At 63.7% G+C, this 14249-nt stretch carries 14 protein-coding genes; all 14 read left to right on the top strand.

Going from position 1 to position 14249, the window contains the following annotated elements:
• Position 1 precedes the first annotated feature (1 nt).
• The 14 genes from NKJ76_RS00850 to NKJ76_RS00785 all read left to right on the top strand — a co-directional run bounded on the left by NKJ76_RS00850 (position 2) and on the right by NKJ76_RS00785 (position 14199).
• Positions 2-583, top strand: a complete 582-nt coding sequence (locus NKJ76_RS00850) for a MotE family protein (protein ID WP_031201303.1) — start codon at positions 2-4, stop codon at positions 581-583.
• Positions 580-1284 carry a flagellar basal body L-ring protein FlgH gene (flgH, locus tag NKJ76_RS00845; RefSeq protein ID WP_352536570.1) on the top strand — a complete coding sequence of 235 codons (705 nt, stop codon included), beginning with the start codon at positions 580-582 and terminating at the stop codon, positions 1282-1284. The genes NKJ76_RS00850 and flgH overlap by 4 nt, the downstream gene beginning before the upstream one ends.
• Before the next feature lie 17 nt (positions 1285-1301).
• On the top strand, positions 1302-1802 hold the full coding sequence (locus tag NKJ76_RS00840) for a flagellar basal body-associated FliL family protein (protein WP_023733437.1): 501 nt from the start codon (positions 1302-1304) through the stop codon (positions 1800-1802).
• The gene (gene fliP / locus NKJ76_RS00835) at positions 1799-2530 is read left to right on the top strand and encodes a flagellar type III secretion system pore protein FliP (RefSeq protein WP_352536569.1); all 732 of its coding nucleotides are present in this window, start codon (positions 1799-1801) and stop codon (positions 2528-2530) included. The genes NKJ76_RS00840 and fliP overlap by 4 nt, the downstream gene beginning before the upstream one ends.
• 210 nt (positions 2531-2740) lie before the next feature.
• A complete protein-coding gene (locus NKJ76_RS00830; protein WP_023683303.1) occupies positions 2741-3625 on the top strand; it encodes a flagellin N-terminal helical domain-containing protein in 885 nt (294 codons plus the stop codon).
• Positions 3626-3907: 282 nt separating this feature from the next.
• Positions 3908-4792 (top strand): flagellin N-terminal helical domain-containing protein, encoded by an 885-nt coding sequence (locus NKJ76_RS00825; protein ID WP_023683302.1) that lies wholly within the window; start codon positions 3908-3910, stop codon positions 4790-4792.
• Between the two features lie 192 nt (positions 4793-4984).
• Positions 4985-6625, top strand: coding sequence for a flagellar basal-body MS-ring/collar protein FliF (gene fliF / locus NKJ76_RS00820; RefSeq protein ID WP_023686350.1), 1641 nt, complete (start codon positions 4985-4987; stop codon positions 6623-6625).
• 3 nt (positions 6626-6628) lie between these two features.
• Positions 6629-7255 (top strand): hypothetical protein, encoded by a 627-nt coding sequence (locus tag NKJ76_RS00815; protein WP_023686351.1) that lies wholly within the window; start codon positions 6629-6631, stop codon positions 7253-7255.
• A gap of 31 nt (positions 7256-7286) precedes the next feature.
• Positions 7287-8633, top strand: coding sequence for a MotB family protein (locus tag NKJ76_RS00810; RefSeq protein WP_352536568.1), 1347 nt, complete (start codon positions 7287-7289; stop codon positions 8631-8633).
• A complete protein-coding gene (locus tag NKJ76_RS00805) occupies positions 8630-10060 on the top strand; it encodes a MotC family chemotaxis protein (RefSeq protein ID WP_352536567.1) in 1431 nt (476 codons plus the stop codon). Before NKJ76_RS00810 ends, NKJ76_RS00805 begins: the two co-directional genes overlap by 4 nt.
• Complete coding sequence (gene fliK, locus NKJ76_RS00800; protein WP_023686354.1) at positions 10057-11442, top strand: flagellar hook-length control protein FliK; 1386 nt, start codon at positions 10057-10059, stop codon at positions 11440-11442. The genes NKJ76_RS00805 and fliK overlap by 4 nt, the downstream gene beginning before the upstream one ends.
• On the top strand, positions 11375-11962 hold the full coding sequence (locus NKJ76_RS00795; protein WP_373432824.1) for a transglycosylase SLT domain-containing protein: 588 nt from the start codon (positions 11375-11377) through the stop codon (positions 11960-11962). Before fliK ends, NKJ76_RS00795 begins: the two co-directional genes overlap by 68 nt.
• Before the next feature lie 220 nt (positions 11963-12182).
• Positions 12183-12851, top strand: a complete 669-nt coding sequence (locus tag NKJ76_RS00790) for a response regulator transcription factor (RefSeq protein ID WP_023683295.1) — start codon at positions 12183-12185, stop codon at positions 12849-12851.
• Positions 12852-12945: 94 nt separating this feature from the next.
• Positions 12946-14199 (top strand): flagellar hook protein FlgE, encoded by a 1254-nt coding sequence (locus NKJ76_RS00785; RefSeq protein ID WP_023671890.1) that lies wholly within the window; start codon positions 12946-12948, stop codon positions 14197-14199.
• Positions 14200-14249 lie beyond the last annotated feature (50 nt).

Here is a 14249-nt window from a genome sequence, read left to right as displayed (position 1 = left end):
CATGCCGATGATCGATTTCTTTTCCCAAAAGCAGCACCGCCGAAGCGCAGCCTTGGCAGCTTGCGTCATCGCCGCCACCGTCCTTGCCGGCGGCACTGTCCGCGCGGAAGAAGCGGTGCGGCAGGTTCTGCCTGGCGGACAACAGCCGGCGGCAGTGCAGCAGCTGGTCCGCGAGAAGGTGCCCGATGAAAGCGAGATCCAGCGCTTCTGCTCCAACATCGCCGACGCCGCCCGCGACCGCCGTTACGCGCTGCAGGCCGAAGAGTTGAAGCAGTTGCAGGCCGGCATCGACCTCCGCATGAAGGCGCTGGACGACAAGCGCGCCGAATACGAGCAATGGCTGAAGCGGCGTGAAGTCTTCCTGGCCCGCGCTGAGGATGGCGTCGTCAAGATTTATGCCGGCATGAAACCGGATGCCGCGGCCGAGCGCCTGGCCATGGTCAACACCGATCTCGCCGCTGCCATCCTGATGAAACTCGATTCGCGCAAGGCCGGCGTCATTCTCAACGAGATGGACCAGAAGGCAGCGGCCACACTCACCGGCATCATGGCCAGCGCGGCCCGAAGGGTAGATCCGTCATGAAGTCGCATATTCTCGCCCTGGTCGCGGCCGCCGTGCTTGCCGGCTGCGCCTCCGACCCCAGGGAGATCGGCAGGGAGCCGGCGCTGTCGCCGGTCGGCACCGGCATTACCGGCAGCGTCAATGCGCCCTACTCCTATCCCGAAACGCCACCCGCGCCGGTGAAGAAATTCTCGCTGTGGGATGATCGCCAGAGCCGGTTGTTCACCGACCCACGCGCGCTGCGCGACGGCGACATCCTCACCGTGAGGATCAAGCTCAACGACAAGGCCAACTTCAAGAACCAGAACGACCGCAGCCGCACCGCCGGGCGCAAGCTCGGCTATGACGTCAACCTCGGATGGGAAGGTGCCACCACCAGCGGCAAGGGCGACGCCGGCTTGAGTTCCACCACCGAAACCAATGCGGACGGCGAAATCAAGCGCTCGGAGAACCTCGAGCTCAACGTCGCCGCGGTCGTCACCGAAGTCCTGCCCAACGGCAATTTGATGATCCGCGGCTCGCAGGAAGTGCGCGTCAATTACGAGCTCAGGGTGCTGACCATCGCCGGCATGGTGCGTCCATCCGATATCGGCGCTGAAAACACCATCTCTTATGAACGCATCGCCGAGGCGCGCATCTCCTATGGCGGCCGCGGCCGCGTCAGCGAAATCCAGCAGCCCGCTTACGGTCAGCAGATCCTCGACCAAGTCCTCCCCTTTTAGGACTGGAGAACGGCGCCGTGGCAAATGTCGAACAGGTTCAGCAAAAAAAGGGCCCGTCGCTTGTCATCCAGCTTGCGATGCTGCTGGCGGTGACGGGCGCCGCGATCGGCATGGGCTGGATGTCCGGCGGCTATCTGAAGGGCGTCGGGGGACCGGTGCCTGTGCCCGCCGCACCGGAGAACCAGTCCAATGCCGAGCAACCGAGCAAGGCGGCCGAACATGCTCCCGGCACCGGGCCGACGCTTGTCCAGCTGGCGCCGATCACCACCAATCTGGCTTCGCCTGCCGACACCTGGATAAGGCTGGAAGCGTCGGTGATCTACGATGCGCCGCAGCCGCCCGAACTCACCGAAAGCATTCACCAGGACCTGCTGGCCATGGTCCGCACCCTGAAGATGCATCAGATCGAAGGTGCCAGCGGCTACCAGCATTTGAAAGCCGACCTCGAGGAGCGCGCCGCAATCCGCAGCGGTGGCCATGCCAAACAGGTTCTGATCAGGACATTGCTGCTCGAATGAGAAAACTCGTCCTCGCCGCCGCGATCGTCGTCGCCACCACCTCTGTCGCCGCCGCCCAGCAGCTCGATCTCGGCGGCATCGGCAAGGCCGACGGCGCCACCGTCGGCTATATCATCCAGATGTTCGGTCTGCTCACCGTGCTGTCGGTGGCGCCGGGCCTGTTGATCATGGTGACGAGCTTCACCCGCTTCGTCATCGCCTTCTCGATCCTGCGCGCCGGCATCGGCCTGCAGTCGACGCCGGCCAATCTGATCCTGATCTCGCTGTCGCTGTTCATGACCTTCTACGTCATGGCGCCGACCTTCGACCAGGCCTGGAACACCGGCGTCAAGCCGCTGATGGACAACCAGATCAGCCAGACCGAGGCGTTCGAAAAGATTTCGGACCCGTTCCGCACCTTCATGCTGCACAATGTCCGCGACAAGGACTTCGACCTGTTCGCCGACCTAGCCCGCGAGCGAGGCCAGGTGGTTGCCAAGGACAGCGTCGACCTGCGCATCCTGGTGCCGGCCTTCATGATCTCCGAAATCCGCCGCGGCTTCGAGATCGGCTTCCTGATCGTGCTGCCGTTCCTCGTCATCGACCTGATCGTCGCCACCATCACCATGGCCATGGGCATGATGATGCTGCCGCCGACCGTCGTTTCGCTGCCCTTCAAGATCCTGTTCTTCGTCCTCATCGACGGCTGGAACCTGCTTGTCGGCAGCCTGGTGCGCTCCTTCACCTGATCGTCCGCGCGCCGTTGGCGCCTTGCTAAAGTTTTATGCAATATATTTCCGGTTAACCGTCCCGTTTAGCCCTTTGGTAGGGACTTGCCCGCATATTGCTCGCAGATGGCGGGTGATCGGGTCTCACGATCATTGGCATGATGCCGCTCCGTCATACCGGAAAAGCCGGTATGTCAAAAACACCCTGTAAAAATCAAGGTACGAGTAGCCATGTCCAGTATCATGACGAACGCCTCGGCGCTGACCGCGCTGCAGAGCCTGAACAACACCAACAAATCCCTCGAGCAGACGCAGGCCCGCATCTCGACCGGCTACCGCGTTGCCACCGCTTCCGACAACGCCGCTTACTGGTCGATCGCGACCTCGATGAAGTCCGACAACAAGGCCAACTCGGCCGTGCAGGACGCCCTCGGCCTCGGCGCCGGCAAGGTTGACACCGCCTACACCGCCATCAACGACGTCAAGGACCAGGTCGACCTGATCAAGACCAAGCTGGTCACTGCCCGTAGCGCCTCGAAGGAAGACCAGCAGAAGATCGCGACCGAAATCAACGCCATCCAGGCGCAGATCAAGTCCTCGGTCGCCAACGCCAACTTCGCCGGCTCGAACCTGCTGCAGAACGACGCTGCCGCTGCGTCCGACCTGAAGATCGTTGCCGCTTACAACCGTACCGGCGCGACCGTCACCATCGACACCATCGACGTCAAGGCTGCCGATACGCAGGTTCTCGATGTCGCCGGCACGGGCGGCATCGTCGGCGGCCTGCTCGCCGCTGCCTTCTTCGACCCGAGCACCACGGCGGTTACCCCCGCCGCCATCGACACCGCGCTCGGCACTGTTGAAACCGCGCTTGCCAAGCTGTCCACCGGCGCTGCCTCGCTCGGCGCCGCCAAGTCGCGCATTGACACCCAGAAGAGCTTCCTGTCGAACCTGTCGGACTCGATCGACAAGGGCGTCGGCGCTCTGGTCGACGCCGACATGAATAAGGAATCGACCCGTCTGCAGGCCCTCCAGGTCCAGCAGCAGCTCGGCATCCAGGCGCTGTCGATCGCCAACGGCAACTCGCAGTCGATCCTGTCGCTCTTCCGCGGCTGATCTCTCGACATTACGACTGACACCATCCGTCGGGCCGCGCCAACAGCGCGGCCCGATTTCTTTTTGCGGCTGTTGATTGTCTTGCTAAATGGCTGCCGATTTTTGCTCTTGGCCAGCGCCCTGAATGGCTTGGTTTAAGAGGACGTTAACCATATCCCGGTAGTCATGGTTAACCATTCCATGGCGGGCAGACCATACGGTCGATGGGCTTATGCCTACCCCCTTGATGAAGTTGATCCGGCGTGTTCGGGACACGCCAGTGTTTGAAAAGGGGTAAATATCTTGGCTAGCATCATGACGAACGCTTCGGCTCTGACCGCGCTGCAGAGCCTGAACAACACCAACAAGCAGCTTGAAACCACCCAGTCACGCATTTCGACCGGCTACCGCGTCGCCACCGCCAGCGACAACGCCGCCTACTGGTCGATCGCCACCACGATGAAGTCCGACAACAAGGCGCTTTCGGCCGTTCAGGACGCGCTTGGCCTCGGCGCCGGCAAGGTCGATACCGCCTACACCGCCATCACCGACATCAAGGACCAGGTCGACCTGATCAAGGCCAAGCTGGTCACTGCACGCAGCGCCAGCAAGGACGACCAGCAGAAGATCGCGACCGAAATCAAGGCCATCCAGGACCAGATCAAGTCGTCGGTTACCAACGCCTCCTATGCCGGCTCGAACCTGCTGCAGAACGACGCTGCTGCGACCTCCGACCTGAAGATCGTCGCGTCCTATAACCGCACCGGCACGACCGTCGCCATCGACACCATCGACGTCAAGGCGGCCGACACGCAGGTTCTCGATCTTCCTGGCACTGGCGGCATCGTCGGCGCTCTGCTGGCGACGACCTTCTTCGATCCCAGCACCACCCAGGTCCTCCCGGCGGCCATCGACACCGCACTCGGCGCCGTTGAAACGGCGCTTGCCAAGCTGTCCACGGGTGCCGCCTATCTCGGCGCCGCCAAGTCGCGCATCGACACCCAGAAGAGCTTCCTGTCGAACCTCTCGGACTCCATCGACAAGGGCGTCGGCGCGCTGGTCGACGCCGACATGAACAAGGAATCCACGCGGCTGCAGGCCCTCCAGGTCCAGCAGCAGCTCGGCATCCAGTCGCTGTCGATCGCCAACGGCAACTCGCAGTCGATCCTGGCGCTGTTCAAGCAGTAAGCCTGACCCGGCTTTCTCTTCCTTGAATAAGGGCCGCGCCAACAGCGCGGCCCTTTCGCTTTGTGGGTGTGTTTTGACGCATGTCGTTGACCCGGAACCGCTGCACACTTCCGGGCGACATGCTCTATCATCTTCGCACAAGCTTCGCGGTCTAGTGTTCCCACGGAATATCATGCTGGGAGCGCTTGAATCGTGCCGCAACAGATCCAGAGCATCATCTCGAATCTCAGGGCATTTGGCGTCAGGCGCCTTGCCATGCTGGCCGGCATTGCCGCGCTGGTGATGGCCGTCATCGGCATCGGCTCGGTCTATCTCAACCGCCCGGCCTATGAGACGCTCTATGTCGGGCTCGATCGCTCCGACGTGAACCAGATCGGCCTGGTGCTCGGCGAGGCCGGCATCGGCTTCGACGTCGGCTCCGACGGCACCTCCGTGCTGGTGCCGGCCGGCACCACCGCGCAGGCGCGCATGCTGCTCGCCGAAAAGGGCCTGCCGACCAGCGCCAATGCCGGCTACGAACTGTTCGACAATGTCGGCTCGCTCGGGCTGACCTCCTTCATGCAGCAGATCACCCGCGTGCGCGCGCTGGAAGGCGAGATCGCCCGCACCATCCAGTCGATATCCGGCATCAAGGCCGCCCGCGTTCACATCGTCATGTCCGAGCGCGCCAATTTCCGCCGCGACGAACAGCAGCCCTCCGCCTCGGTGGTCATCCGCTATTCCGGCATCGACGCCGAAAAGAGCGCCATGTCGATCCGCCATCTCGTCGCCGCCGCCGTGCCGGGCCTGTCGGCCGACAAGGTTACCGTGCTCGATTCCAACGGCAACCTTCTCGCCGCCGGCGACGATCCCTCCAACACAAGTGCTGCCCGCACGCTCGGCGTCGAGCAGACCGTCGAGGCGCAGATCGGCGACAACATCCGCCGCGCGCTGACGCCTTATCTCGGCCCCGACAATTTCCGCGCCAGCGTCAAGGCCGACGTCAACACCGACACCCGCCAGACCGAAGAGACGATCTTCGATCCGGAGTCACGCGTGGAGCGTTCCGTGCAGTCGGTGCGCGCCAACGAAAACAGCAATCAGAGGCAGGCCTCGACCCCGGCCACCGTCGAGCAGAACCTGCCCGAGACCCAGGCGACCAGCACCGATGGTCCGCAGACGTCATCGGAGAATGATCGCAAGGAGGAGATCACCAATTACGAGATCAACTCCAAGAAGATCGCCACAGTCTCCAATGGCTATTCCGTCACCAAGATGTCGATCGCCGTCGTCGTCAACCAGCAGCGGCTGATGACCATCCTCGGCAAGGACGCCACACCCGAACAGATCGCCAAGCGCGTCGCCGACATCCAGAAAATGGTGGCTTCGGCCACCGGCTTCGACGACAAGCGCGGCGACATCATCGATGTCTCGGCGGTCGAGTTCATCGACGGGCTGGACGGCGAAGCGGTCGAACAGCCGGGCATAATGGCATCGATCGGAACCCATGCCGGTACGATGATCAACGCCGGCGCTTTCATCGTCGTGGTGTTCCTGGTCGCCTTCTTCGGCCTGAGGCCGATGGCCACCGCGCTGAGCGCGCGGCCGACGCCGGCACTTGCCGGTCCGAGCTTCGACGACGTCCAGCGTTCACTGCCGACACCCGAAGCCGCCAGCGCCGAACAGGCGCCGGCTGCCTTGCCCGGCAGCCGCCCAGGCCCGACTCCACTCGACGATCTTCGTCAGAAGATCAGGCCGGCGCCGCAGGAGCGGCTTGCCCGCATGGTCGACATCAATGAGGAGCGCACCGCGCAGATCCTGCGCAAATGGGCGGCCCAGGAAGCAGCGGTATAGACCATGGCCTCGGCAGCGCTTTTCGACCTTTTGCCGGATTTCGGCGCACGCAGCCAGCGTGCCGGCCAGCCCTCGCTCGCCGCCATGGCCGAGCCAAGGCCGGAGACGTCGGCGCCGCAGGCCGACATCGGCGCGCTGATCGCCGAAGCGGTCATCGATGCCGAAGCCGCCCTTGAAGCCCGCCTTGCCATCGCCCACCAGGCAGCGCTCGAGGCGCAGAGACAGGCCAACGCCGATGAAGCAAAGGCCTTTCTGGAAAGTTTCGGCGGCGATCTCGGCGCGGTCGTCACTGCCCGTATCGAGATCATGGAGGCCAAGGTCAGCGACCTCGTCGGCGCCACCATTGCGCGCATCATTGGCGGCCTTGTCAGCGACGATCTGCAGAAGCGTTCGCTGGAAACCCTTGCCGGCACGATCCGCGAAGCCGTCGGCGACAGCGAGGCGGTGCGCATCGCCGTGCGCGGACCGCTGTCATTGTTCGAGACGCTGAAGGCTTCGCTCGGCCCACGCGCGGCCAATCTCGATTTCGTCGAGGCGCCCGGCTTCGACCTTACCGTCGCCATTGACGAGGCGGTGTTCGAAACCCGCATTGCCGAATGGTCGGCCGCCTTGTCGGAGGCCCTGTCATGAGCGAGGGCCCTCTTACGAACGAGTGGACGTCATGAGCGTTGTCGAGGCCGGAGACGCCAGGCATGAGATCATCATCGTGCGGCGCAACCACGACGACCACGACGACGCCCACCATGGCGGCGTCTGGAAGATCGCCTTTGCCGATTTCATGACTGCCATGATGTGCTTCTTCCTCGTCATGTGGCTGATCAACGCCGCCAACGAGCAGACCAAGGCAGCCGTCGCCAGCTACTTCAATCCGGTCAAGCTGGTCGATCGCAACGCCAGCCGCAAGGGCCTCGAAGACCTCGGCGATGGCCCGAGCAAGGTCGGGCTGACGGCGGACGACCCGCGGGACAAGACCAGCAAGGCCGGACAGGACGGCGTCGGCGGCGCCGGTACTTCCGACAAGAAGCAATCGAAGGAATCGGCGCCAAAGACGGATCTTTCCGACGAGCATCTGTTTGCCGATCCCTATGCGGTGCTGTCGGAAATCGCCACCGACACCGGCGTCATGCAAAATGTCAGCGAGAAGGGCGATGGCGGCGCGCAGGCGTCCGGCCCGGCTACCGGCGCATCCGGCGGCCAATCCTACCGCGACCCGTTCGCGCCGGATTTCTGGTCGCAGCAGGTGGCTGCACCAGGCGCCGAAGCCACCGCCGAACGCACCAAGATCGAAGGCGATCCCCTGAAGCCGGGTGACAAGGCGGCACAGACGCAAGTGGCGGAGGTGAAGGCCGTGCCGGCCGCGCCGCCAGTGGCCGCGGCGCCGCTCGAGCCGCTGGCGAAATCCGTTTCCGATAAGCCGCTGACCAAGGCTGAAGCCAAAGCAGAGGCCAAGGCTGAAGCAGCGAAGGCTGAAATTGCAAAGGCCGAAGCCGCCGAAGCACAACCCGCACCCAAACCCGAAGCCGCGGAAAAAGCGCCGACGGCCGCCACTGTTAGAGCCGCGGCGCAGGTCAAGCAGGAACTGGCCGAGGCCTTCAAGCCAGGCGACAAATTGCATAATGGCGTCTCCGTCGAAGCCACCGACAAGGGTGTCGTCATTTCGATCACGGACCAGTTCGATTTCGGCATGTTCGAGATCGGATCGGCGGTGCCTAGGCGTGAACTGGTGCTGGCGATGGAAAAGATCGGCCGCATCGTCAACGAGCAGAAAGGCACGATCAGCATCAACGGCCACACCGACGCGCGGCCGTTCCGCAGCGACACTTACGACAATTGGCGGCTGTCCACGGCGCGCGCCCATTCCGCCTATTACATGCTGGTGCGCGGCGGCGTCGACGAGCGCCGCATCACCGAGGTCGCCGGCTTCGCCGATCGCGAGCCGAAAATTGCAGCCGACCCGATGGCGGCCGCGAACCGCCGCATCGAAATCCTGATGGCGACCGACGGATGAGGCGCGCCGCCATCATCGGCCGCGCCGTCGGGCTGCTGCTGCTGAGCGCTGTCCATCCGCCATCGGCCTTCGCCGAGGACGGCTTGCAGCCCTATCAGCTGGTGCGCTCGCTGCAGCTTGTGCAGGACCGCATCGCCGCCGGCGATCACGCCGCGCTGCCGATGCAGGCCAAGCTGCTCGAAATGGCCGACACAAGGCTGCGCGCGGCGGACGCAGATGATTTCAGCGACCCGAAGAATTTTCGCGCCTTGCTGGTCTATGGCATGAGTGGCGGCAACCCCGTCACCGTCGAGGCGGCGGTGTCGCGCGCCAAGACCGACCCGCAAAGCCTGACCATCGCCAAGGGCATTGTCGATTATCTGAACGGCCGGCAGGCGGCTGCGATCGAGGCGCTGAAGCCGATCGATCCGATGACCCTGCCCCCCGATGTCGGTGCCTTTCTGGCGCTGGTCAAGGGCTCGCTTCTCGCCACCGAGCAACCGGTCAGCGCGCTTGCGCTGCTCGACGATGCTCGCCTGCTCAGCCCCGGCACGCTGGTCGAGGAAGCAGCACTGCGCCGCTCGGTCGGCATCGCCGCCGCGCAAGGCGACGGTGCGCGTTTCGCGCTTGCCTCAACCCAATACGTCGAAGACTACCTCTATTCGCCCTATGCCAGCCAGTTCGCCGACGCCTTCGTCTCCGGCGTCATCACGCTGCACATGGCGATCAGCCAGGACAAGCTCGCCGACATCACCGCAATGATGGATCCAGAACGCGAGAAGGTGATCTATCTGCGCATCGCCCGCCGCGCCGCGATCGACGGCTTTGCCGATCTCTCCGCCTTTGCCTCGGCCAGGGCTGAACGGGGCCGCGACGGCATCCACAATCAGGACGATCCGCGCGCCCAGCTCTATTCCAGCCTGTCCACGGTAACGTCCGGCACCATCGGCGAGGTCCGCGCCAAGCTGGACAAGATCGATCGCAACCAGCTTTCGCAAAGCGACCGCGACCTGCTCGATGCCGCGCAGGCCGTGGCGGGTGAAGTCATCGCCCCGCCGGCGCCGCTGCCTGCCGAAAAGCCCGCACCTGCCGCGGCCAGGCAGGAGCCGGTCAAGACCGCGGCCGTGGAAAGACCCGACGAGCCAGAGCTGCCGCCGGTCGAAGGCGCGATGCCGGAACAGCCAGCCGCCACAACGTCGAGTGAACAGCCCGCAACCGACCGACCGAAGGCGGCAAGTGAGCCGGCCGCGCAGGCACCGAGCACGCCCGAGCCAAAGGCGGCGGAAACGCCTGCAGTCGCCTCGGCCAGCGATGCGGCTCCGGTCGTGCCGGCATCGGTGCCGGCCCCCGCCGCAGTAGAGCCTACCGATCCCACCGACGCCGCCATGGCGAGGACGCGTCGCCAGCTCGATTTGATCGACCAGATGCTTGGAGCAGCCCCGAAATGACCACCAATGTTGGCCAGGCCCTGCCGGCTCCCGCGCACGCCGGATCGAAGCAGTCGGCCTCAAACGCCAAGGGCGGCGACAAAAGCTTCGGCGACATGGTGCGCGGCGACGACGATGCGCCGACACCGATAGGCCAGGGAGCAATTGAGGCCGCGTCGCACGAGCTGCATTGGGCCAAACGCAGCCCTGCCGGTCCCGGCAAAAGCGAAATCCCACACACCCAGTCTGGCAAAACGGGGACGAAATCCGCTGCCGGCAAGGCCGCAAAAGAACATGCCGATAGTGGCCCGGACAAACCATCCAAGGACGCTGAGGTGGCCGGACGAGACGCGGATGCAGGATCGCTGCAGGATCATTTGCCACTGGTGCTGGCGCTGCACGATATCAGGCATTTCTCAACGGTCCGGACAAGCGGGAACGGCATCGCGACGAATGGACAGACTGGGCAACCGGCGCCCGCTGGCGAGGCCACTTCTGCACAGACGTCGCCTCTGAAGAGACACCGCGCAGCGTCCGGCATTGACAACAGACTCGACACGACGACGCGATCGGAACGGGCCAAGCCCGGTACCAGCGTTTCCGCACAGGATCAGGGGCAAAAGCTGCCCGCGATCGGGCTCCAGTCCGGCAAACTGCCGCACCAGGATGGTCCGACGCCTCCTCTACCGGCGGGCCAGACGGCAAGCGACGTTTCGGCACCCGAGGCAAAACGGTCCGCGCCGTCGGCGAAGTCCGTCGATGGAGCCCATTCCGCGGCATCGTCCACACAGGGAAAACAGCCGCCATTCGCTGCGCGCGTCGACATTGTCGCCGAACAGAGCTTCCCCGCGCCGGCGCATAGTCCGATAAACCAAACGACTTCGGCGCTTATCGACGCGCTGGCTTCGGATAACGGCCTGCGGCAAGCGGTTTCGACGCCGTCGACGACCGCCCAGACGGCCGGTTCTGTTGCCGTTCCGACACATATATTGAAGATCGAGCTTCACCCGGCAGAGCTCGGCATGGTCACCGCCAGTCTCAGGCTTTCCGGAGAACAACTTTCGATAGAATTGAAGCCCGAAACCCATGAGGCTTACCGCCGTCTCGCCACCGACAGCGACGCCATCGTGAAGTCGTTGCGCGGGCTCGGCTTCGATGTCGACAAGGTGACCATCCTGCAACCCTCGATAGCGATCCACGCAGCGGCCCGCAGCGATGCAGCGAACTCGCATCCAATGCCGCAAGGCCGCGACCAGTCCGCTTTTCAGCCCGGAAACTCGAGCGGCAACAATACGGGTTCGGGCGGCCACCAGTCGGGAAGAAACCGCAATGACGATGCCCAGGAATTCGGCCGCGCTGGCGCGCCTGCTCGCGAGCGTGCTGGCGACGATATGTTTATCTAGCCTCGCCACCAAGCCGGCCACCGCCGCCACCAACCCTTGCGAGCCCGAGATTTTGCGTGCCGCCGATCGCTATGGCGTGCCGGCCGGCATCCTCTATGCGGTCGGACTGACCGAGACCGGCAAGAAGGGAAGCCTGCAGCCTAATGCGTTGAATATAGAGGGGAAAGCGGTATTTCCAAGGAACCGCACCGAGGCCCTGGCCGCCTTCGAAGCAGCCCGGCGCGAGGGCAAGACACTCATCGATCTCGGCTGCATGCAGATCAACCATCACTATCACGCCGCGCATTTCCGCAGCGTCGACGACATGCTGGACCCGCGCCAGAATGTCGACTATGCCGCGCGCTTCCTGGCCAGCCTGCATGCGCGTCATGTCAGCTGGTCGATGGCCGTCGCCCGCTACCACGCCGGCCCCGACAATGACCCCGCGCAGAAATTCTATGTCTGCCGCGTCATCGCCAATATGGTCGCCACCGGCTTCGGCAAATGGACCCCGAACGCCCGCAACTTCTGCAACCATTAGGTGAATCATCTCTTGCGAACGGCTGCAAATCCACGCCCGGCGGGTGACGTGCCACGTCACCCGTTCGGCAACCAACGATACAACCTCCTGATTGCGGTTATTTCGAAACTCGAAATAACTCCCAAGAAAATAGCTACAAGAAATGATGGTTGTTCAGGATTCCCGGCACCGGTTACGGCTCTTCCCACGGGGCAGATGATCTGATTCGGAGGCGGGGCCGATGATTGTAATCGTTGACGAGCGTGAGCTCGTAACTGAAGGCTATAATTCACTTTTCGATCGTGAGGGCGTCGCCTGTGCAGGCTTCGCGTCCGGTGAATTCGGCGAGTGGGTGACATCGGCCGCCGACACGGATTTGCGATCGGTCCGAGCCTTCCTCATCGGCGACTGCCGCGAAGGCGCCATCTCGCCACGCCAGATCCGCGACCGCACCGGCGCTCCGGTTATCGCGCTCAGCGAACAGCACTCGCTTGAAAATACGCTGCGGCTGTTCGAGAGCGGTGTCGACGACGTCATCCGCAAGCCGGTCCATATCCGGGAGATCCTGGCCCGCATCACCGCCATCCGCCGCCGCGCCCATGAGGACGTCAGCTATACCGAGATCGGCGCCATGCGCATCTTCATGGACGGCCGCGATCCCGAGATCGATGGCCAGCCGTTGCCTCTGCCGCGCCGCGAACGCCGCATCCTCGAATATCTGGCGAGCAACCGCGGACGCCGCGTCACCAAGACCCAGGTCTTCAACGCCATCTACGGCATCTTCGACGAAGAGGTCGAGGAGAACGTCGTCGAGAGCCACATCTCCAAATTGCGCAAGAAGCTGCGCGAAAAGCTCGGCCAGGACCCGATAGATTCCAAGCGCTTCCTCGGCTACCGGCTGGTGTTCTGATGCCGGTCTGCGCCAGCCTCGCGCAAGACAAAAATTATATCCTCGCGACCACAGACATGGGCCCAACGATGTTGGGCATTGAGGAGACGTTTCGATGAGCCTTTACGGAATGATGCGGACCGGCGTTTCCGGCATGAACGCGCAGGCCAACCGCCTTTCGGCGACAGCCGACAACATCGCCAATTCCGACACCACCGGCTACAAGCGATCCTCGGCCGAGTTTTCGACGCTGATCATGCCGCAGGTCGGCGGCGCCTATAATTCCGGCGGCGTCAACACCACCATCCGCTCGGCCATCAGCGCCCAGGGCGTGCTGCAGTACACGACCTCGGTTTCCGACCTTGCGGTCAACGGCAACGGTTTCTTCGTCGTCCAGGACCCCAGCGGAACGCCTTTCCTCACCCGCGCCGGCGCATTCGTTCCCGACGCTCAGGGCAGGCTGGTCAACGCCGCCGGCTACCAGCTGATGGCATACAGCTACGCCAACGGCACGCCGGCAGCCACCGCCAACGGCTTCGAAGGGCTGGTTCCGGTCCAGATCTCCGACCAGGAAATGACGGCGACGCCCAGCACCACAGGCAATTTCAACGCCAATCTGCCGGCTGGCGCCACGCCGCCCGCCGGTCCGCTGCCTTCCACCAACAGCCCGACCGCCGAATACACGTCGAAGTCCTCGATGGTCACCTACGACAATCTCGGCAACAAGAAGCTGCTCGACGTCTATTTCACCAACACCGGCACCGGCGCCTGGTCGGTCTCTGTGTTCGACCAGTCCCAGGCGACGCCGGGCACATCCTTCCCCTATACGGGCGGCGCGCTGGCCACGGCCAACCTGACCTTCGACACCACCACCGGCAAGCTAACCGGCGCGGTCGACAGCATAACGATCCCCGTACCGGGCGGTGCGTCGCTCGACCTCGATTTGTCCAAGCTGACTCAGCTCGGCACCGGCTTCACGGTCTCCGAAGCCAAGGTCAACGGCAACGCGCCCAGCACGATCGAAAAGATCCAGATCGGCGAGGACGGAGTCATTTACGCCCAGTATCAGGACGGCTCGACCAAGCCGCTGTTCAAGATCCCACTGGCCGACGTCCAGAGCGCCGACAACCTCACCGCACTGCCTGGCAATGTCTATGCGCAGTCCACCGACTCCGGCACCGTGCGCATCGGCTTCGCCAATGAAGGCAAGCTCGGCAGCATCATCTCCGGCGCGTTGGAAAATTCCAACGTCGATATCGCCGAGGAATTGACCAACATGATCGCGGCGCAGCGCAGCTACACCGCTAACTCGAAAGTGTTCCAGACCGGTTCCGACCTCATGGATGTCCTTGTCAACCTGAAGAGATAAACGACGGGCGCCAGGGGAATGAACCCAAACCAGAGCAGCGCGGTGCGCGG

It is taken from the genome of Mesorhizobium sp. M0029 (genome assembly GCF_040323735.1).
GTDB lineage: Bacteria > Pseudomonadota > Alphaproteobacteria > Rhizobiales > Rhizobiaceae > Mesorhizobium.
This window is presented reverse-complemented; position numbering and strand designations above follow the sequence as displayed.